Source organism: Actinoalloteichus caeruleus (genome assembly GCF_049311605.1).
In the GTDB taxonomy this organism is placed as follows: Bacteria; Actinomycetota; Actinomycetes; order Mycobacteriales; family Pseudonocardiaceae; genus Actinoalloteichus_B; species Actinoalloteichus_B caeruleus.
Window position 1 is genome coordinate 2845599 of the sequence record NZ_CP186005.1, and the last position, 22131, is coordinate 2867729.

General features: G+C 73.1%; 7 protein-coding genes. 4 read left to right on the forward strand and 3 right to left on the reverse strand.

Annotated elements, in window-relative coordinates; genetic code table 11:
- Positions 1-18 precede the first annotated feature (18 nt).
- The 3 genes from ACOJVX_RS12025 to ACOJVX_RS12035 form a co-directional block, all read right to left on the reverse strand.
- Complete coding sequence (locus ACOJVX_RS12025; protein WP_418153571.1) at positions 19-909, reverse strand: 3-hydroxyacyl-CoA dehydrogenase family protein; 891 nt, start codon at positions 907-909, stop codon at positions 19-21.
- A gap of 87 nt (positions 910-996) precedes the next feature.
- Complete coding sequence (locus ACOJVX_RS12030) at positions 997-2115, reverse strand: acyl-CoA dehydrogenase family protein (protein WP_422647536.1); 1119 nt, start codon at positions 2113-2115, stop codon at positions 997-999.
- Between the two features lie 36 nt (positions 2116-2151).
- Entirely contained in the window at positions 2152-2466 is a 315-nt protein-coding gene (locus ACOJVX_RS12035) for an acyl carrier protein (RefSeq protein WP_337662018.1), read from the reverse strand.
- 297 nt (positions 2467-2763) lie between these two features.
- Here ACOJVX_RS12035 and ACOJVX_RS12040 point away from each other — a divergent pair, with 297 nt between their 5' ends.
- From ACOJVX_RS12040 to ACOJVX_RS12055, 4 genes are all read left to right on the forward strand, one after another.
- On the forward strand, positions 2764-3798 hold the full coding sequence (locus tag ACOJVX_RS12040) for a hypothetical protein (RefSeq protein WP_016697450.1): 1035 nt from the start codon (positions 2764-2766) through the stop codon (positions 3796-3798).
- Positions 3795-5693 (forward strand): non-ribosomal peptide synthetase, encoded by a 1899-nt coding sequence (locus tag ACOJVX_RS12045; RefSeq protein WP_337662017.1) that lies wholly within the window; start codon positions 3795-3797, stop codon positions 5691-5693. Before ACOJVX_RS12040 ends, ACOJVX_RS12045 begins: the two co-directional genes overlap by 4 nt.
- A 22-nt stretch (positions 5694-5715) precedes the next feature.
- Positions 5716-10521 (forward strand): condensation domain-containing protein, encoded by a 4806-nt coding sequence (locus tag ACOJVX_RS12050; RefSeq protein ID WP_103056882.1) that lies wholly within the window; start codon positions 5716-5718, stop codon positions 10519-10521.
- Positions 10522-10598: 77 nt separating this feature from the next.
- Positions 10599-21869, forward strand: coding sequence for an amino acid adenylation domain-containing protein (locus tag ACOJVX_RS12055; protein ID WP_422647537.1), 11271 nt, complete (start codon positions 10599-10601; stop codon positions 21867-21869).
- Positions 21870-22131: the final 262 nt, after the last annotated feature.

Here is a 22131-nt window from a genome sequence, read left to right on the forward strand (position 1 = left end):
GAGAGCCGACGGGGGCGCTCACCGGGGGGCGGGGTGGTCGTGGAACCCCTTCCCCGCCTTGCGCCCCAGGGCGCCCTGCCCGACCAGGTCGTCGAGCAGGCGGCAGGGGGTGAACCGGTCGTCGCCGGTGTGCTCCAGGAGCACCAGGAGCGAGTCGCGGATCGTGTCGAGGCCAATCAGGTCGGCGGTGCGGAGCGGGCCCATCGGATGCCCGAAGCACTCCCGGAAGATCTGGTCGACGGCGTCGGCGTCGGCGGTACCCTCCTCGACGACGCGGGCCGCCTCGTTGACCGTCAACATCAACACCCGGTTCGACACGAACCCCGGGGCGTCTCCCACCACCACGCCGCTCTTGCCGAGGCTCGCCAGCAGAGCCAGGGCGCGATCCACAGTAGGCTGGGAGGTCGTGGGGGCCCGCACCACTTCCACCGTCGGCTTCAGCGGAGCGGGGTTCATGAAGTGCATGCCGATCACGCGGTCGGCCCGCCCGGTGAACGAAGCCAGGCGCGTGACCGGGATCGCCGAGGTGCAGGATGCGAACACCGTCGGGGGCGGGCACACCTCGTCGAGGCCGGCCAGCACCGCCCTCTTCACCGGAACGCGTTCGAAGGCGCACTCGATGACGAACCCGGCGCCCGAGAGATCGGCCAACCGGTCGGTCCATACGACCTCGCCAGTCGCGTCCGCTGGCCGCGACCGCCCCGCACCGGATCCGGCCAACAGCCGCGTCCGCAGTGCGTCCCGCAGTCTCCGCGGCCCGGCCGCCAACGCGCCCGGGTCGTCGTCGACCACCACGACCGGGTAGCCGGCCTCGGCGAGGCACTGGGTGATCCCCACGCCCATCGTGCCCGCTCCGACGACCCCCACCACGCCGGGCGGCCGCTCCGCGTCGTCGTTCCGTTCACTCATGTCCCGACCTCCACCACGAGGGCGACCTCGTCCCCGGCTGGGCCGAGCACCTCGTCTGGCCACCAGTGCCGCACCGTTCCCGCCATGTCAGAGCGCTCCTCCGCCGTCCGGCCTGGCCGAGGAACGCAGGAGGTGGTCGCCGATGCGCACCTCCGAAACCTCGTCGGCACCCTCGATGATCTGCATGATCTTGGCGTCGCGGAAGAACCTGCCGGCCACGGAGTCACCGGCGCACCCGGCGGCTCCGAGCAGCTGCACTGCCGTCCCGCTGGCGGTCGCGGCGGCGCGCGCCGCCGCGTACTTGGCCGTCACCGTGGCCACCAGCGCCTCCGGGGTCCGCTCGTCCCGCGACGTCGTCGCTCGTTCGCACAACGCCCTGGCCGAGGCGACCGCGACCGCCGCCCGACCCAGCATCGCCCGGACCACCGGGTTCTCCCGCAACAGGACCCCGCCCTGGTCACGCCCGGCGACCCGCTCCACAGCCGCCCGCAGACAGGCGTCAGCCATGCCGACACACCCCCAGGCCACCGTGAACCTCCCGTGGTCCAACGCCGTGGCCACCACGTGGGACAGGCCGAACCCCGCCGGCGCGACCTGGTTGGCCACCGGGACCCGCACGCTGTCGAGGACGAGGTCGGCCAGCCGCGCCGAACGCATCCCCAACGGATCCCGGATCGGCACCCGCTCGAGACCCGCCCGGTCGGCCTCCACCAACACCGTCACCGGGCCGGCCGCTGTGGTCCCGAGAACCAGGAGGACATCCGCCGAGGAGCCGAAGGTCACCCACACCTTGCGGCCGCTGATGACCAACTCGTCGCCGTCCCGTTCCACTGTGGTGGACACCGCGCCCAGCTCCGTGCCGGCCTCCGGCTCGGTGGCTGCGAAACCGGCCACCAGCTCACCGGAGACGAGTCGGGGAATCCAGTGGTCCCGCTGCTCGGCCGTTCCCCAACGCAGCAGCGCCGCGAGCACCATCTCCTGCACCGTCAGCAGCCCGCGAGCGCCGGTGCAACCGCGCCCCAGGCGTTCGGCGAGCGCGCCGAGGTCGCGGGCGGAACCGTCGTCGCCGCCGTGCACCGCTGGCACGGCGACACCGAACGCCCCGCATCGCGCCAGCGCGTCGACCGCCTCCCGGGGGAACGTGCCGAGCCTGTCCCGGTCCGGGGCACCGGTCAGCACCTGCTCCAGGACGTTGTCCGGATCCATCTCATCCCCAAGTCGTGAACCGCCCGACGGGTGTCCCTACTCCGACGACTGCCGCTCCGTCACGCCGTCCGCCGTCCCGGAAGTCGGGTCCAGTTTCCGCCGCACGAAACCCACTACGCGCGCGATTGTCCGGAAGTTGTCGAGATCGAGGTCCTCGACCTCCACGGTGATGCCGAAACTCCGCTCGACATACGTGACCAACTCCAGCGCCAGGAGTGAGTTCAGGTAACCGAGGCTGAAATAGTCCTCATCGGCCTCGATGGCGCGGTCAACACCCGCGGTTGAGAAGAAAACGCGCACTGTGGACGTAATCTCAGCCGTGGAAAGCCGTTCCTTTTCGTTCTCGATCACTCCGGGTGCCCCTTTGCTGGGAAACTGTGCTGCACGCTAGCAGCGGTACCCGCGCGGAACGAGGACCTTTGGCCGTCCGTGAAACGTCCTGTTGGTGTGGAACAGCTGGTACCACGCGCCGCGACGGTGAGGTAAACATGGCGTGGAAAGTGGGGTAATCCTCCCGTTCCACGCGGTGGGCGCGGCACGGCTGAGGGTTCATGGAGGTGAGGGCAATGCCGTTCGCGGTCACCGCCGGGACGCCGCCGGGAGCGGGTCGGGACTCCTCGACGCCACGACACCGCGGGGGAGACGCTCGTGACCGGTGACCAGCACGCCCAACGGCCACCCGTCACCCTCGGGCCCCTCGGTACCTGGTTCCCCGGCACCAGCGTCGAGGTGACGGACCTCCCCGAGCTGGCGGACCTGCCGCCCGCCCGCCGGCAGCACGCGCTCTCGCTCGGCATCGACCGGGTCCACGACGCCGGAGACCTCAGCGAGGTCGATCTCGCCGAACGCGCCGCCCGCGACGCGCTCACCCGCACCGGGATCGGCCCCGACCAGGTGGACGTGCTGCTCTACGTGCAGGGCAGGGCACCGGAGTACCTGCTGTCCTCGGAGGCCACCCGCCTCCAGGCGAGGCTCGGCACGCATGCGGCGTTGACCGTCGGTGTCGGCGAACTCGGCTGCGTCTCGGTGTCGGCGGCGTTCACCCTGGCTGCCGCCCTCCTGCGGGGGGATCCACGACACCGGCGCGTGCTGGTGGTCACCGCCGGGAAGGCCGCCACCACCGCCCGGTACCGCGCACCCATGACGATCCTCGGCGACGGCGCGGCCGCCGTCGTGGTCTCGCGCGAGACCACCGGGCGGTACCACCTCGTCGACCACGAACTCCGCAGCGACGGCAGGTACTCGGACCTGTTCCGCATCAACTACCGCGACCGCCCACAACCCCAGTGGGCCGAGGAGTGCGCCGACGAAGCCACCTACTCCTTCCGGCTCGCCGTCGAGAGCCGGAACCGCTTCACCGAGACCAACGCCGCGGTCCTCGACCGCAACGGCATCCCCGTGAGCGCCCTGGGGGCCGTCCTCATGCAGAACCTCGCCGTCGGTGCTTTCCGGTTCTGGGAGGAAGCGCTGGACCTCCCGATCGACCCGGTGTGCGCGGACAACCTCGCCGGACACGGTCACCTGGGTTCCCTCGACGTCCTGCTCAACCTGGAGGCCAAGGCCGCCTCGCTCGCCCCCGGCACGCCGGTCCTCGTCATGAACAGCAGCCCGGTGGCCGCCTGGAGCTCGGCCCTGTTCCGGCGTGCGGTCGACTCCGACCAGCGGGAAGCGGGTCTCCGGTGACCGGACGACCCCCCACCGGCCCTCCTGCACTGCGCCGCGTCCTCGACCATCTCACCCGGCTGCCCGAGCTGCCCGCGGTGGTGTGCGGGTCGACGACCCTCAGCTACCGGGAACTGGGGAACCTCTCCGCCGCGCTGGCCTGCAGGCTGTGGGAGGTCGGCGTCCGACCAGGACACACCGTCGTCCTGCGGCTCCCGCAGAGCGCCGAGGCGGTGGCGGCCGTGCTGGCCGTGCTGCGGATCGGCGCCTGCGCCGCCACCGTCGCACCCACCCAACCCACCGCCCAGCTCCAAGCGATCGCGGCGGCCACCAGGATCACCGCGGTCGTCCACTCCGGTGGCGACGACCCCCTCCCCACCGCAGGGCTCGACCCGGCCGCGACGAGTGCCGTCACGCTCGTCGACCTCGACCAGGTACCGGACTCCGCCCCAGCCGTCCCCGAGCCGGTGCTACCCGCCGCCGCGCCCGCCTACCTGGTGCTCACCTCGGGAACCAGCGGCATCCCCAAAGCGGTCGTGCTCCGCTGGACCGAGTTCGACGCCTACGTGACATCGAAAGACGGGCCGGCCACCCACGGGCGGCTGATCCTGGCCTGCTGCCGGCTGTCCTGGGACGCCGGCATCGGGTACCTCATCAAGGCCCTCGCCGAGGGAACCACGATCGCGCTGCCCGACGAGTCCCAGCTCCGCGACGCCGAGGCGACCGCCGAGCTCGCCGAGCGGGTCCGCGCGGAGGTGATCTTCTCCCCGACCTCCTACCACGAGCTGCTGCTCGACCACGCGGACCTGATCGGCCAGCACGCTCGCGTCGTCCTCCTCGGAGGGGAGGAACTCACGGCGGGACTGGCACGCCGACACCTCGACAGGCTGCCCCACGTCGAACTGTGGAACGGCTACGGCCCGGCCGAGACGACCGTCATGGTCTCCAGCCACCACGTCACCACGGCCACCGTCGACGCGGCCAACCGGGGTGGAGCCCCGATCCCGATAGGACACGGGGGGAACGGGGGCACCACCAGGCTCCTCGACCCCCGGCTCAACCCCACGCCCCCCGGTGAGACGGGCGAGCTCTACCTGGGCGGAGCACAGGTGGCCCTGGGCTACCTCGGTCAGCCCTCGTTGACCGCCGCCCGGTTCGTCGCCGACCCCATGGGCTCGCCGGGAGCGCGGATGTACCGGACCGGGGACCTCGCGGTGCGGGACGCCGGTACCGGCGACCTGGTCTTCCGCGGCAGGACCGACCGTCAGATCAAGCTCCGAGGAGCCAGGGTCGAACTGGCCGGTGTGGAAGCCGTCCTCAACCGTCACCCCAGCGTCCGCACCGCGGTCGTCCTGCCCGTCACCGGCGACGCCGGCACCGAACTGGTCGCCTGGTGCGTCCCCGACGAAGCCCACCCCGGGGAGATCGTGCCCGCCGACCTGCGACGGCACTGCGCCGACCTGCTCGTCGAACAGGCGGTGCCCAGCAGGTTCCTCCCCCTGGCCTCGGTTCCGCTGACCTCCAACGGCAAGACCGACGGCGCCGCGCTCCGAGCCCAGCTCGCGACCCCGACACCGGAGGACCCACCCGCCTCGCCGTCCGGGGAGGACCAGGGCCACCCGGACGAGGAGGAGACCGGCCGGTCCCGGGTGCGCCGCCTGGTCACCGAACACTGGGCCGCGGTCCTCGGCCACCGCGACTTCCGCACCACCGACGACTTCTTCCGCCTCGGCGGCAACTCCCGCCGGGTCGTCGACCTGCACCTGCGCCTCCAACAGGACTGGCCGGACGCCGTCCGGGTGGGCGAGCTGTTCGACCTCGTCACCATCGACCTGCTGACGGACGCCATCGCCGAACGCATCGGCGAGGAGGCTCCGCCCACCCCCGACCAGCGACCCACCTCGGTAGAGCTCTGAGCGCCACTGGAAGGGAACAGCGATGACTGCACACGAGCCAGTTCCCGACTCCGACGCAGTGGCCGTGATCGGACTGTCGCTGCGGCTACCAGAGGCGGACACCCTCGCCCAGTTCCGGGACAACCTCCGTTCCGGGCGGGATTCGGTGCGCGCCCTCCCCGAACGCCGGATGACCGACACCGGCCTGCGCTCCGACACCGGCCACGCACCGATGGGGTACCAGGAGGACATCACCTCCTTCGACCACGGGTTCTTCGGGATGTCCCGACGAGAGGCCGAGCTGCTCGACCCGCAGCACAGGTTGGCCCTCACCCTGGCCCACGAGGCGGTGGAGGGCGCCGGCTACGCACCGTCGAAGCTGCGGGGCAGCGACACCGCCACGATCTTCAGCCTTCCCTCTCCCGAGTACCAGCACCTGGTCCGGGACTCCAGCACCCTCAGCGCCATCGGCAACATCCCGGCCGGCCTGCCCAGCCGGGTAGCCCACACCCTGGGGCTCCTCGGACCCTGCTACGGAGTGGACACCGGGTGCAACTCCGCGCTCGTCGCGACCCACCACGCCCGCCGCGAACTGCTCTCCGGCGACGCCAGCTACGCGCTCGTCGGAAGCGTCAGCCTGCGGGTGTGGCCGCCGACCGCCTCGGACGCCACCCAGTACTCCGAGCTCGTCTCGCGGGCCGGTCGCTGCCGGGCCTTCGACGCCGACGCGGACGGTACCGTCGGCGGGGAAGGCGGGGTCGTGCTGCTCCTCACCACCCTGTCCCGAGCCCTGGCCGACGGCGCCACCGTGCACGCCGTGCTGCGGGGAACCGCCGTCTCCCACAACGGGCACCGCTCCAGCACCATCAGCTCCCCGAGCGCCGCCGCCCAGAGCGAGGTGATCCGCCGGGCCTGGGCGCGGGCCGGCGTCGACCCGGCCACCGCCGGCTACCTGGAGGCACACGGCTCGGGAACCCGGCTCGGGGACGCCATCGAGGTGGAGGGCCTGGCGGGGGTCTTCGCGAACCGGCCGGCGCACCTGCCGATCGGCTCCGTCAAGACCAACATCGGCCACCTCGACCACGCAGCCGGAGCCGCCGGCATGGTGAAGGCCATCCTCAGCGTTCGGCACGGCGAGCTGTACCCCTCGTTGCACTTCACCCGACCAGCCACCGGGGTCGACCTCGACGCCGCCGGGATCCGGGTCGTCACCGAGACCGCGCCCTGGCCCTCAACCGACCTGCCCCGCCGGGCCGGCGTCAGCTCGTTCAGCCTCGGCGGAGCCAACGCGCACCTCGTCGTCGAACAGCCGCCACCGCCCCCCGCTCCCACGGCCCTGCCTTCGACCGACCCACCGCTGATCGGGGTGTCCGCGCGCACCGCCGACGACCTCGCGGAGCTGTGCGCCCGCCTCGCCCACCAGCTCCGCGCGGGCGACGTGCCGCTCCGGGACATCGCGTTCACCCTCAACCAGGGCCGTGACCACTACGACCACCGGGTCGCGCTGGTCGCGCGGGACACGGAGGAACTCGCCGTGCGGCTCGCTGCGCAGGCCACCTGGCTCCGCGGTGACGACCGTGCTCCACGCCAACCCGCACCTGGCCCACCACCCAGGGTCGCCCTGCTGCTGTCGCCCGACGCGCGGGTCCCCACCACCCCCGACGGCGGCGCACTCCCCGCAACGGGCATCCACGGGACGGCGGGCGCCGACGGCCCGCCCGACTCCCTGCCGTTCTCCGAACCAGCCGCCGCCACGGCCCGCTGGCAGCTCAAGGCCCACCGCGCCCTCCTCCAAGCGGGGGTCACCTTCGTGACCCTGCTCAGCACCGGTCTCGCCCGGTACACCGCCCGGTTCCTGCTGGGCACCCTGACCGAGGACGACACCCGGGCCCTCCGCGAGAGGCGGCCAGCCGCGGACCTCGACCCGGCCCGGTTGGTCGAGGCCGCCCACACCCTCCTCGCCGACGGCCCCGTCATCTTCGTGGAGACCGGCACCAGAGGCGTCCTCGCCGACCACCTCGAACACCGGCTCGCGGATCGGCCGGACGCCACCGTCCTCACCTCGACAGACGAACCGAACGGCCTCACCCGGTTGCTCGGTCGCCTCTACGAACTCGGCGTCGACCTGGACTGGGCGGCGTTGGGCGAACCCCTCCGCCCCGCCCGGCGAGTGCCGCTGCCCACCCACCCCCTCAGCGGGCCCCGGTGCTGGGTACTCGCCCCCGGGGAGCTCATCGCCGGCCCCGGCACCACCCGGGCCCGTGCCGGACACGGGCTCGCCGGCACCGCCACCCCAGGACCGCCGCCCCGCCAACCCAGCGCGCCCGCCGACCCCACCTCGGCGGACCACGCCGCCGCCCAGCCCGGCGGTGACACCGCCAGCCACCACCGCCCCGCCCGCACGACCACCCTCGACTGGCTGCGCGGCACACTCACCGCGCTGCTCCACGCCGACGGTGTCTCCGCCGAGGACGACTACTTCGCGCTCGGCGGCAACTCGATCATCGCGGTCCAACTGGTCGACCTCGTCGCGGAGCGGTACGGCGTCCGCCCCAAGCTCGTCGAGATCTACCAGCACCCTCGGGTGGGGGACTTCGCCCGCTACCTCGACGAGGCCCTCCCCACCCCGGACCCGGGACCGCACCACGGCCGGCACGACCCGGCCCCACCACCTCCACCAGCCGCTGCCACGCCAGCCGGGGGAACCGATCGCCGGGGCCTGCGCCGGTTGCCGCCGGTCGAGCCCGGCGACGAACTCGTCCTGTCCTTCGGCCAGGAACGGATGTGGTTCCACCACCAGTTGGACCCGAACACCACCCTCTACAACCTGCCCACCACCGGGCGGGTCCGGGGTGAGCTGGACATCGACGCCCTCCGCCAGACGTGGGAGGACCTCGCCCAACGGCACGAGGTCCTCCGGTCGAACTTCGTGGAGTCCGCCGACGGACCAGTGCTGGTCCTCCGCCCCATGCTCGGTGACTTCCTCCACGTCGTGGACGTCTCAGGCACGGCCGACCCCGTCGCGGCCGCCCGCCCCGTGGTGCGGGCCGCCGCCGACCACGTCTTCGACCTCGCCAAGGACCCGTTGGTGCGAGTGCTCATCGTCCGCCTGGGCGAGGAGGACCACGTCGTGCAGACGACCATGCACCACGCCGTCAACGACGGCGCCTCACCGGGGATCTTCCGGGCGGAGGTCAACGACTTCTACCGGGCCCGCCGTGCCGGCCGTGAACACCGCTTCCCGCCGCTGCCCGTGCAGTACCGCGACTACGCGCGCTGGCAACGGAAGCTGGACGCGGACGGTCTCCTCGACCACGAACTCGACTACTGGCGCGCCACCCTGCGCGGCGCCCCGCGCCTCGACCTGCCACTCGACCACCCACGTCCGGCCAGCCGCGACTACTCCGGCGCGATCAGCCCCTTCACCGTGCCCCCCGACGTCGCCCAGCGCCTCCGCGCGCTGGCCCGCCGGGAGTCGGTGACCCTCTTCGTGGTGCTGCTCGCCGCCTGGTACCTGCTCCTCGCCCGGCTGTCCCGCCAGCGGGACATCACCGTGGGCACACCCACCGCCGGCCGCGGCCGACCCGAACTGTGGGGGCTGGTCGGGTTCTTCAACGGCACCGTCGCGCTCCGCGCGGACCTCAGCGACGCCCCGGCGCTCCCGGAGCTGCTCACCCGCGTCCGGGACATCGTCCTCGGCGCACTCGAACACCAGGAGATCCCCTTCGACCGGGTGGTCAACGACCTCGGCGGCGCCCGTGACCTGAGCCGGAACCCGCTGTTCGACGTGTTCTTCATCCACCAGGAACAACCCGCCATCCAGCCCATCGGAGACTCCCCCGTCGAGTTCTTCGACGAACGGACCGTGGAGAACCTCTTCGGTGGTCTGCCGCCGGGGACCTCGAAGTTCGACCTGACCCTGGTGACCAGCGACCGGGAGGGCGAGGACACCATCTCGGGTTGCCTCGAGTACAGCACCGAACTGTTCGACGGCGGCACCATCGCCGGCTGGGCCGTCGCCTACCAGCAGCTGCTCGCCGGGCTCGCCGCCGCCGTCGACGCGCACGACCCCTTCGGAACGCTCTCCAAGCTCCTCCCGGCCGGCTCACCCGGAGGGCGCACCCCGAACGCGGGGCAGCCCGCGACAGCCGCCCTCGACGCCTGGACCCGGGTGTTGCGCGACCGGTCCGCGAACATCCAAAGGCGCCTGTCCCGCACCCCGGGAACCCGGCCCCCGGCCGACCCGGTCCCGGTCGTCGAACGGCACGAACGCCGGGTGCCCGCCGACGTCGTGCGGCGAGCCCGCGACCTCCACCCCGACGACGAGGACCTCTTCCTCACCGTGCTGGCGGCCAGCCAGGTCGCCCTGGCCCGGCGGCACGACCAGCGGGACGTCCTCGTCGGCGTCGCCGGCGCCGACACCAGTGCCCCCGCCCCGGTCCGGCTGCGGGTGCACGACGACCACACCTTCCGGGAATTCGTCGGGCGCACCACGGTCGCCGTCGAGGGAGTCACCGGTGGCACGGTCCGCGCCGACCTGCTCGCCGATCGCCTCGACCTCGCCGTGAACTCCCTCCCCGACCTGTTCGACCTCCGCCACCAGCGGCTCCACCGGGACGGACCACCACCACGGGTCGGGCTGGACGGGCTCACCCTCTCCAGCGGGGTGACCACCGGCGGTGAACTGGTCCTGCTGGTCGAACGGTGCGGCGGTTCCACCGGCCACGACCGAGCCAAGGCCCTGGCCGACGACCTCGCGGACCTGCTGCCCGCACTGGTACGAGAACCAGGCCAGCCCCTGCGGGACCACCCGCTGCCCGACCACCGCACCCGGCCCGGCTCCCGCTGACCGCCTCAGCGGAACCCGAGCCGCCACCGCCCGCCGGGCCACCCGCCACCACACCGACCAACGGCACTGGAGTGAGCATGCCTCGTGGGGGAAACCGCCGACGACCGCTGTCCTCGGCCCAGACCGGAGTCTGGTTCGGGCAGGAGCTCGACCCGACCGGACAGCGCTACGTGATCGGCCAGTACGTACACGTCCGCGGCTCCGTCGACCCCGACCTCCTCCACCGCGCCATCGCCGCCGTCTTCGCCGGCTCGGAACCCCTGCGCGTCCGGTTCGTCATCAGCGACGACCGGCGTGAGCAGGTGGTGGAACCCGACGTGCACCCCCGGCTCACGGTCGTCGACCTCACAGGGGAGGCCGAACCGGTCGACGCGGCGCGGCAGCGGATGCGGGAGCTGCTCGCCGAGCCGTTCGACCTCGCCACCGCACCGGTCTTCCGCACCGCCCTGTACCGCCTGTCCGAACACGACCACTACTGGTGCCTCACCTCCCACCACCTGGTGACCGACGGTGTGGGGGGCGCGAACCTGATCCGCCGCGTCGCCGAGGCCTACACCCTCCTCGTCAAGGGCACCGACCCGCCCCACGACGTGTTCGACCCGCTCGACACCGTCCTCGCCGATGACACCGCGTACCGCCAGTCCGCCCGTTTCGAGGAGGACCGCCGCTACTGGGCCGATCGGCTCGCCAACCTCGGCGACCCACCCGGGCTCGGGAGCGCCTCGGCCGCCACGATCTCGGCCCCACCCCGAGCCACGGGGCGGTTGGCCAGCCGGGACTGGGACCTGCTCGCCCACCGGGCGGAGGAGATCGGGCAGCGGCGCACCAGCCTGGTCGTGGTCGCCGCCGCGCTCCTGGTCCACCGCGTCGCGGGAGCCCAGGACGTCGTGCTCGGCCTGCCGGTGACGGCCCGCACCGGACGCGCGGCCCGGAACTCGCTCGGCACCTTCGCCACCGTGCTGCCGCTCCGCCTCACCGTCCGGCCGGGCGACTCGGTGCGTGACACCGCTGCCCAGGCAGGGCGAGCGGTGCTCGCCGCCCTCCGCAGACAGCGCTACCGCCACGAGGACATCCTGCGTGAGCTGGGAGGATCGGCTGGCCGGCGGATCGTCGGGCCCGTGCTCAACCTGATGACGATGGACCCGGACCTCTCCTTCGCCGGCAACCCGGCCACCGTGCACGAACTCTCCCCGGGCACCCCCGAGGACCTGGCTATCGGCGTCTACGACAACGGGGAGACCAGCGTGCGGGTCGACCTCGACGCCAACCCCACCACCCACCGCGCCGACGAGGTCGAGGCCCACCACGGCAGGTTCCTCGGCGCGCTCTCCGCCCTCGCCCGTTCCGCCCCGGACACCCCCCTCGGCCGGCTGTCCCTCGACCCGGGCGGACCGCGAACCCCGGCGACCCCGCCGGGAGCCCCGGACGGCGCACCAGCCTTGTCCGCCCCGGACACCGTCACCCTGGACCGGATGTTCGAGAGGGTCGCCGCCCGGCAACCCGGCGCGGCCGCCGTCGAGGACGAGACCACCCGGCTGACCTACTCGGAACTGAACAGGCGCGCCAACCAGCTCGCCTCGGTCCTGCGTGAGCGGGGCGCGGGACTCGAGGACCTGGTGGCCGTCGTGTTGCCCCGCACGGTGGACCTCCCGACAGCCCTGCTGGCGGTGCTCAAGACCGGAGCCGGATACCTGCCCCTGGACCCCGCGCATCCCGCCGAGCGGCTGGCGGCGACCCTCGCCGACGCCCGGGTGCACGACATCGTCACCACCACCGCCGTCGCGGCCGCGCTCGCCGCCGCTGGTCCCGGGCCCGGGGCCCCTCCGGCCCCGCACCGCCCCCAACCCCTGTGCCTGGACACGGCGCGCACCGCCCACCTCCTGGCCGGCCAACCGGCGGACGACCCCGACCGGGGCCAGGGACCGAGCGCCGACCGCTGCGCCTACGTCATCTACACCTCCGGGTCCACCGGGCGACCGAAAGGCGTCTCCGTCAGCCACCGCAACCTCGTGCGGCTGCTCCACTCCACGGACGGGGCCTTCCACTTCGGCCCCGAGGACGTCTGGACGCTCTTCCACTCCTGCGCCTTCGACTTCTCCGTCTGGGAGATGTGGGGAGCCCTGCTCACCGGCGGCCGGCTCGTCGTGGTCGGACACGACGTCAGCAGGTCCCCGAGCGACTTCCTCCGGCTGCTGGTGTCCCACCGCGTCACCATCCTCAACCAGACGCCGTCCGCCTTCTACCAGCTCGATGCCGCGATCAGGGACGAACCCGCCACCGCCACCGCCCTCGCCCTCCGCCACGTCATCTTCGGCGGCGAGGCGCTCGACCCCTGGCGGCTGACCGACTGGTACGCGAGGAACGGCACCACACGTCCCGCACTGACGAACATGTACGGCATCACCGAGACCACGGTGCACGTCACCCGGCTCGCCCTGACCCCCGCCACCGCCGCCACGGCCACCAACGGTGGGAGTCCTGTCGGTGACGCCCTGCCCGACCTGCGGGTCCACCTGCTCGACGCCGCGCTCCAGCCCTTACCACCGGGAGTGCCCGGGGAGCTCTACGTGGAGGGACCCGGGGTGGCCCGAGGTTACCGGCACCGCCCCGGCCTGACCGCCACCCGCTTCGTCGCCAACCCCTTCGGCCCCCCGGGCAGCGTCCTGTACCGCAGCGGAGACATCGCCAGGCGGAACCACGACGGGGAGCTGGAACACCTCGGCCGAGCCGACCGGCAGGTCAAGATCCGAGGATTCCGCATCGAACCAGCGGAGGTCGAGGAGGCACTGCTCCGCCACCCCGCAGTCACCTCGGCCGCGGTCGTGCCCACGACGGACCGCCGAGGCACCTCCCGCCTGGTCGGGTACCTGACCACCACCCCGCACGTCGACACGCCCACGACCACCGAACTCCGCGGCTGGCTCGCCGAGTCACTACCCAGCCACCTGGTGCCCACCGCCCTCGTGACGCTCGACGTGCTGCCGCTGACGCCCAACGGCAAACTGGACCACAGGGCACTGCCCGCCCCCAGGTTCGCCTCGTCAGGGCACGGGCTTCCCACCACCGACCGCCAGCGGAGGCTGTGCGCGCTCTTCGCCGAGGTCCTGGAGGTGCCGGAGGTGCGCACCGACGACGACTTCTTCGCGCTCGGCGGGGACTCGCTGCGCGCCTTCACCCTGGTGGCCCGGATCCGTGCCGACCTGGGAATCGAGGCCGGGATCCGCGTCCTGTTCGACAACCCCACGGTCGCCGCGTTCACCGCCGCGACCGGCGACCCGGCCTCCGCCGAGCAAGCACCGGTCGCACGACCCCGCCCCCGGACCGTTCCCGCCGCACCGACCCAGCGGCGCCTGTGGGTCCTCCAGGAGCTGACCGGCCCCAGCGGCACCTACAACATCCCCGTGGTGCTCCGGCTCGACGGGAACCTCGACCTCCCCGCTCTCCGACTGGCCGTGACCGACGTGGTGCGACGGCACGAGAGCCTGCGCACGACCCTGCCCACCGACGGGGAAGGACCCCGCCAACACGTCATCCCCCCGGACGACCCCCGGCTCGACCTCGCCGTCCTCAGCACGAGGCGAGCCGCACTCGAACGTGAGATCGTCCGGCTAGCCGAAGCCGGGTTCGACCTGGCGAACGACCCACCGGTCCGGCCGGTGCTGCTGACCACGGAGTACTCGGGGGAACACGTCCTCATCCTCGTCCTGCACCACGTCGCCGCGGACGAGAAGTCCCTCGCCCCCCTCTTCCGGGATCTCTCGGCCGCCTACACCGCGCGGGCGGTCGGAACCGCACCGGCCTGGCCCGGCCTGCCCCTCCAGTACGCCGACCACACGCTCTGGCTCCGCGACCGCCTGGGCGATGAGGACGACCCGTCCAGCCGGCTCCACCAGGGCCTCGCCCACTGGCGGCAGGAGCTGCTCGGCGCGCCCGAGGAACTCCTCCTCCCCACCGACCGCGACCGCCGTCCCTCGACGACCCGCCCCGCCGGAGAGACGAGCGTGCGGATCGACGCCGGCACCCACCGCCGCATCCTGAGCTTCGCCGCGCGGCACCGCGCCACGACCTTCATGGTGCTCCACGCGACCTTGGCCGCCACCCTCACCAGGGCCGGCGCCGGCGACGACGTACCGGTCGGGACCGTCGCGGTGGGACGGTCCCATCCCGTCCTGGACGAACTGGTGGGCTTCTTCGCCGAAACGGTGGTCCTGCGGACCGACGTCTCCGGCCGTCCGACGTTCACCGAACTGATCGCCAGGGTCCGCCACACCGATCTGGTCGCCCTGGCCAACCAGGACATCCCGTTCGACCGCGTCGTCGACGCGGTCGGGCCCGCACGCGTCCCCGGCCGGCACCCCCTCTTCCAGGTCATGATCACGTCGCGGGACGCCGGCCTGCCCGCGCCGGTGATGCCGGGGCTGTCCGTGCGTCCCCTGCCGCTCCGACCCAGGACGGCGAAGTTCGACCTGCACCTCGACCTCGCCGAACACCCCGGCGGAGGCGGGATCGAGCTGACGTTGCGCTACGACCGGGCCCTCTTCGACGACAGCACCGCGCGCACGATCACCCGCTGGTACCGCGCCCTGCTCCACGGCGCGCTCGCCGAGCCCGACCGCCCCCTCACCGAACTCGCCCTCGACCGGGTCGACCGGCCCCGCCAACCGGCGGGAACACCCACCACCCCCGCCGATTCGAACCAGGACCGGGCACGCGTACTCGACACCACCCTGCGTCCCACCCCGCCGGGCGCGGTCGGAGAACTGTTCCTCGCCGTGCCCCCGCACCGCCTCGGTTACCGGGGGACACCGGCCACCACCGCCTCCCGCTACGTCGCCGACCCCCTCGGGGGCGGCCGCCGACTGCTCCGGACCGGGAGGTGGGCCAGGAGACTGCCCTCGGGACGACTGCGGATCCTCGCCCACCCCAGCGCCCCGGTCGCCCACCCGCCCGGCCCCGAAACGGCTGGTGCCGCGCCTGCACCACACCACGACCTCCACGCCTCGAACGGGGAGGCACTGCTGACCACGCTGGTCGCCGACGTGCTCGGACTGCCGTCCGTGGCGCCCACCGACGGCTTCTTCGCCCTCGGCGGAGACAGCATCACCGCCATCCGACTGGCCAGCCGCGCCCGCGCCGCCGGCCTCACCCTCACCCCCACGGACGTCTTCGCGCACCGGACCCTGCGCTCCCTCGCGGCCGCCGCCGAGCGGGGAAGCAGCCGGGAACGACGGGAAGCCCGGTACGGCGACGCCGGGGAGGTCCCCGCCACACCCGTGATGGACTGGCTCCGCGCCCGGGGAGGGCCGATCGCCCGGTTCAGCCAGTCGGTCCTGGTGAGCACCCCGGCTGGCACGACACCAGAGGAGCTCGTGCTCGCCTTCCAGGCCGTGCTCGACCACCACGACGCGCTCCGGCTGCGACTCCTGCGCGACCCCGACGACACCACCTGGCGCTTCGTGGTCGACCCGCCAGGACACGTCCGGGCAGAGGACTGCCTCACCCGCGTCGACGGAGCAGCCACCCCCGCCGCGCTCGAGGACGGAACAGCCGAGGCCCGCGCCCGGCTCGACCCCGACGCCGGTCGGATGGCGCGACTGGTGTGGTTCGACCCGGGCCCCTCGACGGCGGGCCAACTCCTGCTGGTCGCCCACCACCTCTGCGTTGACGGCGTCTCCTGGTCCATCCTGCTCTCCGACCTCGCCGAGGCCCACCGCCTGATCCGGCTGCGCCGGCCCGTCGAACTCCCCGCTGTCCCCGTCTCCTTCCGCTCCTGGGCGGCGCGGCTCCGCGAACTCGTCGTCGGCGGCGCGCTGGAGGGGGAACGACCAAGGTGGGCGGCGCGGCTCAGCGGCCACTCCTCCGCCCCGATCACCCTGGGCTGCCGGCCGCTGGACCCCAGCCAGGACACCGCGGCCACCGCCAGAACAGTGCACCTCGCCCTTGATCCGGACCACACCGCTCCGCTGCTGGCGGCGATCCCCGCCCGCTACCACGCCACCCTCGAGGACGTGCTGCTCGCGACCCTCCTCGTCGCGATCCGGTCCCAGCGGCCGGGGAGGGAACCGCTGAGCCTGCTCGTGGACGTCGAAGGCCACGGACGGGAAGCCGGTATCGGTGCTCCCGCCGGCGTCGCCGACCCGGAAGAACTCGACCTGTCCCGCACCGTCGGCTGGTTCACCACCATTCGACCCGTCTGGTTCGACCTCGCACCGGTCCCCGACACCGTGACCCCGGACGGTGACGCCGCCCACCTCGACCGGGTGCTCAAGTCCGTCAAGGAACGTCTGCGCGCCATGCCGCACCAGGGCGCAGGCCACGGGCTGCTCCGACAGGCCGACCGGCTGCGGGACGGCGCCGCGGCAGGCGGCGAGCCCCTCCCGACGCCCTCGGCGCAGCTGGCGTTCAACTACCTCGGCAGGTTCGACCTGGCGGAGGCAGGGGAGTGGGCACCACTACCCGGACAGGACACGACGCCCCTCGCGGTCGGCGCCGATCCGGAGCTGCCGCTCACACACCCCCTCACCGCCGAAGCCCATGTGGAACGCGGCACCGCCGGCCCCCGGCTGGTGGTGCGCCTCACCTGGCCGGCGGGGCTCCTGCCCGAGACGGAGACACGGGAGCTCCTCGCCAGGTGGGGGGAGGCGCTGCGCACCTCCTCGATCGCCCTGCGCCGCCCAGGCCTGGGCGGACACACCCCCAGCGACTTCCCCCTGGTCGCCCTGGACCAGCTCGCCGTCGACGAACTCACCGCCTGGTACCCCGCGCCACTCGACGACGTCCTCCCCCTGGCCCCGCTCCAGCAGGGGCTGCTGTTCCACCGCGACCTCAGCAACGACGACGCCGATCCCTACCTCGTCCAGCTCTCCCTCACCCTGGACGGGCCCCTCGACCCGGCGGACCTGCGTGAGCGGGTCCGCGGCCTCCCCGAGCGGCACCCGAACCTGACGGCGGCCTTCGTCACGCTGGGTTCCGCCGGGCCCGTCCAGGTATGGCGCGCCGACGTGACCGTGCCGTGGCTCGAGGTCGACCTCACCGCCGACGGCACGGTCTCGCCGACCTCGGAGGCGCTTGAAGCGCTGCTCGCCAGCGAACGAGCCCACCCCCTCGTTCCGCACCGCCCGCCGCTCCTGCGGTTCGCCCTCGCCCGGACCGGGCCGAGGCGGTGGACGCTCGTCCTCACCCACCACCACCTGATCCTCGACGGCTGGTCCCTGCCCCTGCTCGTCGCGGAGCTGCTCGGCCACCAGGACGTCTCCGCCACGCCCACCGCCTCGTACCGCACGTTCCTGGCGTGGCAGCGGCGACAGGACCGGGCAGCCGCCCGCGCCGCCTGGGCCCGAGCACTGCTCGGCCAGCCGGGCGGCGGCGACCAGCCCGTCCACCCACCCGTCGAACCCACCCTGCTCGGCCGTCGCGGTGGCCCGTCCCAGAACGCGGGAGCCGCCGAACAGCACGAGGCGCACCTGCCCCGCGATCTCGCCGAGAGCCTGGACCAACTGGCCAGGTCCTGCGGTGTCACCCTGAACACCGTCGTCCGCGCGGCCTGGGCACTGCTCCTCGCCCAGTTCACCGGGACCCGGGACGTGGTGTTCGGAACGACGGTCGCCCACCGGCCACCCGAGATCGCCGGCATCGACCGCACGATCGGGCTGTTGATCGGCACAGTCCCGGTCCGCGTTCGCCTCCGCCTGTCGGAAACCGTGGCACAACTCCTGGAGCGGCTCCATCGCGAGGACACCGCGCTGCTCGACCACCAGCACCTCGGTCTCGCCGAGATCCAGGAACTGGCGGGCGGAACCCCGCTGTTCGACACCACCGTCGTCGTCGAGAACTACCCGCTCCGGCCCACCGAGACCTCCCACCGGACCCCGGTGGCCGGCGGCGGCCCAGCGGTCCGGATCGCCGAGGTGGGGGTCCACGACGGGGCGCACTACCCGCTCGCGCTCGTCGTCGAACCGACCGACACCCTCCGCCTGCGGCTCGCGGCCAGGCCAGCGGCGCTCCGGACCGGCATCGGCGGACGTGACCTCCTCGACCGGTTCGTCCAACTGCTCGCCGCCTGTGCGGCCAACCCCGGGGCACGGGTGGCCAGCCTGGACTCGACCTCCCCCGCCGACCACCAGAACCTCCTCTCCTGGGGGAAGGGCCCGGCGGTGGAGGTCCCCGACCTCAACCTCGCCGAGCTGGTGGACCAGACCGTCCGCGCCGCACCCGACCGGGTGGCCGTGGTCGAACGTGGAGCCGAACTCACCTACGCGGAACTGGACGCGGCGGCCGACCGGCTCGCCCGGCGGGTCGCCGCCGCCGGTGCCCGACCAGGGGACGCCGTCCTGGTCCTGCTCGAACGGTCGGCGGCCGTGGTGATCACGGCACTCGCCCTGGCCAAGGCCGCGGCCCTCAACGTCGCCGTCCACGGCAGCTACTCCCCGGACCGGCTCCGGCGCATCCGGGCCCACACCAACGCCGTTCTCGCTCTGGTCGACGCCGACCACGCGGCCCGGTCCGCCGAGGAACTCCACGGACTCCGCACGCTGGTGGTGGGCAGCCCTCATTCCGACGAGCCGAGCTCCACCCCTGCCTGGCCGCAGGGCGTCGCACCACGCGCGCACCCCGCTCAGCCGGCACTGCTGCTGTTCACCTCGGGCACCTCCGGGGAACCCAAGGGGGTGACGGTCCGGCACCGGGACCTCGTCGGCCGCCTGCTCAACGGCCACTGGCGACGGAGTCGGCGCCACACCAGCCTCTTCCACTCCTCGCACGCGTGGGACGCGGTCGCCTTCGAGGTCTGGTCGCCGCTGTCCAATGGTGACCGCATCGTGGTGGCACCGCCCGGTGTGCTGTCGGTCGAGGACATCCGCGAGCTCGTGACCAGGGAGGGCATCACCCGGCTCCTGCTGACCGCCGGGATGCTCGCCGTCGTCGCGGAGACCGACCCCGACGCCCTGGTCGGCGTCAGCCGGCTCGAGACCGGCGGTGACGTCGTCCCTCCCCACGCCGTGGCCCGGCTGCGGCGCCACCTGCCCGAGATGGAGGTGCTGCACTGCTACGGCCCGGTGGAGACGACGGCCTTCGCCGTCGCGCACGTACTCCGTCCCGGCTCGCGGAGCACCGGTCCCCTCCCGCTGGGAACCCCCGTCGACGGCAGCGAGATCCGCCTGCTCGACTCCGCCCTGCGCCCGACCCCGCCGGGCGCCCCCGGGGAGATCTGGATCGCGGGCACCGGCCTGACCGCCGGTTACCACCGCGCTCCCTCGTTGACCGCGTCGCGGTTCGTCCCCGACCCCTTCGGTCCCCCCGGCTCCCTGATGTACCGGACAGGTGATCTGGGCCGGTGGGACGAGGAGGGCTCGCTGTACTTCCTCGGCAGGGAAGACCGCCAGGTCAAGGTCAACGGGTACCGCGTCGAGCCCGGGGAGGTCGAAGGGGCCCTCACCGCACTCCCCGAGGTCGCGCAAGCTGTGGTGGTGGTGCGGCGGTCCGCCACCGGTGGGCAACGCCTGGTTGCCCACCTGGTGCCCGTACCGGAGCCCGCCCGGCAGGGCCCCGAGACGCCGCCCCCGGCGCGCCTCGACGTCGAGGCGGTCCGGGAGCACGCGGCGCTGGTGCTGCCCGGCTACCTGGTACCCAGCGATTTCCTCGTGACCGACCGGCTCCCCTTGGACCGCCACGGCAAGGTCGACACCTCGCAGCTCCGCGACGATCCCGGGCCCCCGCCCCCGTCCGCCCCGCGCCGTCTCCCCCGAACTCCCGTGGAGGACGTGCTCTGCGGCGTCTTCGCGGCGGTGCTCGGCCGCGACCGCGTCGATCCCGACGAGAGCTTCTTCGGCCTCGGAGGAGACTCCCTGACCGCGATGAGGCTGGTGGCCGACGCCACCACGGCGCTGGGCCGGGATCTGAGGGTCCGCGACCTCTACGCCGCTCCCACCCCGGCCGCACTGGCCCACCGGGCCGGTGCCACCGGTTCGCCGCGCCCCGGCCCCAGAACGCGTCCGGAGGTGATCCCGCTCTCGGCCGCTCAGGAACGCCTCTGGACCGTCAACTACCTGCACGGGGCAGACAGCGCGTACAACTCCACCGTCGCTTGGCGACTGGTCGGCTCCCTCGACGCGGACGCACTCCGCGCGGCGGTCGGCGACGTCCTCGACCGGCACGAGAGTCTGCGCACGGTACTCCCGTACGTCGAGGGGGCGCCCCGACAACAGGTCCTGCCTCCGGGCGCAGGCGCCGACCTGCTCGTCGCCGGGGACATGACGGCGGGCCAGGAGGACGACGAGGTCGCTGCCCTCGCGGACACCGGCTTCGACCTCACCCGCGAGCTGCCGGTGCGGGCCAGGCTGCTCCGGCTCGCCGAGGACGAACACCTGCTGGTCCTCGTGATCCACCACTCCGCTGTCGACGGCTGGTCGCTCGGTCCCCTCAGCGCGGACCTCGCGACCGCGTACCGGGCCCGGCGGAGCGGGCAGCGGCCCCGGTGGGACCGACCAGCCCCCCAGTACGCCGACCACACCCTGTGGCTCGCCGAGGCGTTGGGTGACCCCGGGCAACCGGAAAGCCCCGCCGCCAGGCACTCCGCGTACTGGCGCCAGCGGCTCGCCGGGCTGGGCGCCCCGGTGGACCTGGCCTTCGACCGACCCAGGCCGCCGGTGGCCAGCAACCGGGCAGGTCACACACCGCTCCGCGTCGACGCCGCTCTCCACGCGGGTGTCGTCCGGCTGGCGGCGGAGAGCCGCGCGACCGCCTTCATCGTCGTCCAGGCGGCGGTGGCGGCGCTGCTCACGCGGTGGGGAGCCGGCCACGACGTGGTCGTGGGGCTGGTGATGGCCGGTCGGGATGGGGAGGACATGGCGGAGCTGGTCGGCTGTGTCGCGAACACCGTGGTGCTGCGGGTGGACACCGGAGGAGGCGTGTCCTTCCGGGAACTGGTTCGCCGGTGCCAGGCCGAGGTGTTGGCCGCCCACGAACACCAACAGCACCCCTTCGAACGGGTGGTCGAGGAGGTCAACCCACCTCGATCGCGAGCACATCACCCCCTGTTCCAGGTCGTCGTCGCCTTCCAGAACCTCGGTTGGTCCCCGTTGGGGCTGGCCGGTGTGCGAACCACCCCGGTGGCGGTTCCGCCGGCCAGGACGCCGTTCGAGCTGCACTTCGACATCCAGGAGCGGAGGGACGCCGAGGGGCTGCCCCTCGGGTTGGAGGGCGTCCTGGTGCACGCCGCCGACCTGTTCGAGCCGGGGACCGCGCGGCGCCTCGCCGAATCCTTCGGTGCCCTGCTCCGGGAGGTGGTGAACCATCCCGACGAACCCTGGGCCGAGGTGGCCCCCGCTGGCCCCGCCCTCGACGAGCGGTAGGAGGGCGCCCAGGAACCCGGAAAGCAACGAGAGCGGGAGGAACGTCCTGATCAGCGCTGTTAGCGTGGGGCGAAAAGCCTTGACGCTCAGCACCATCCTCGAATTGAATGGGAGCGGAACTGGGAGTAGGGCGAATCGGCGCGTTCGGTACCGGATGACCAGTCGTTTCCGGGAGATCGACGGTTCGCGGCTGGCAGTTCGAGACGAAGCGGACACCCGACACGACGTCCCGGCCGATCGCGCGACCCGACGGCCGGCAGGC

Coding starts and splice junctions, on each gene's coding strand:
- ACOJVX_RS12030 (WP_422647536.1), bottom strand. CDS start 2,115: ATGGATCCGGACAACGTCCTGGAGCAGGTGCTGACCGGTGCCCCGGAC.
- ACOJVX_RS12050 (WP_103056882.1), top strand. CDS start 5,716: ATGACTGCACACGAGCCAGTTCCCGACTCCGACGCAGTGGCCGTGATC.
- ACOJVX_RS12025 (WP_418153571.1), bottom strand. CDS start 909: ATGAGTGAACGGAACGACGACGCGGAGCGGCCGCCCGGCGTGGTGGGG.
- ACOJVX_RS12055 (WP_422647537.1), top strand. CDS start 10,599: ATGCCTCGTGGGGGAAACCGCCGACGACCGCTGTCCTCGGCCCAGACC.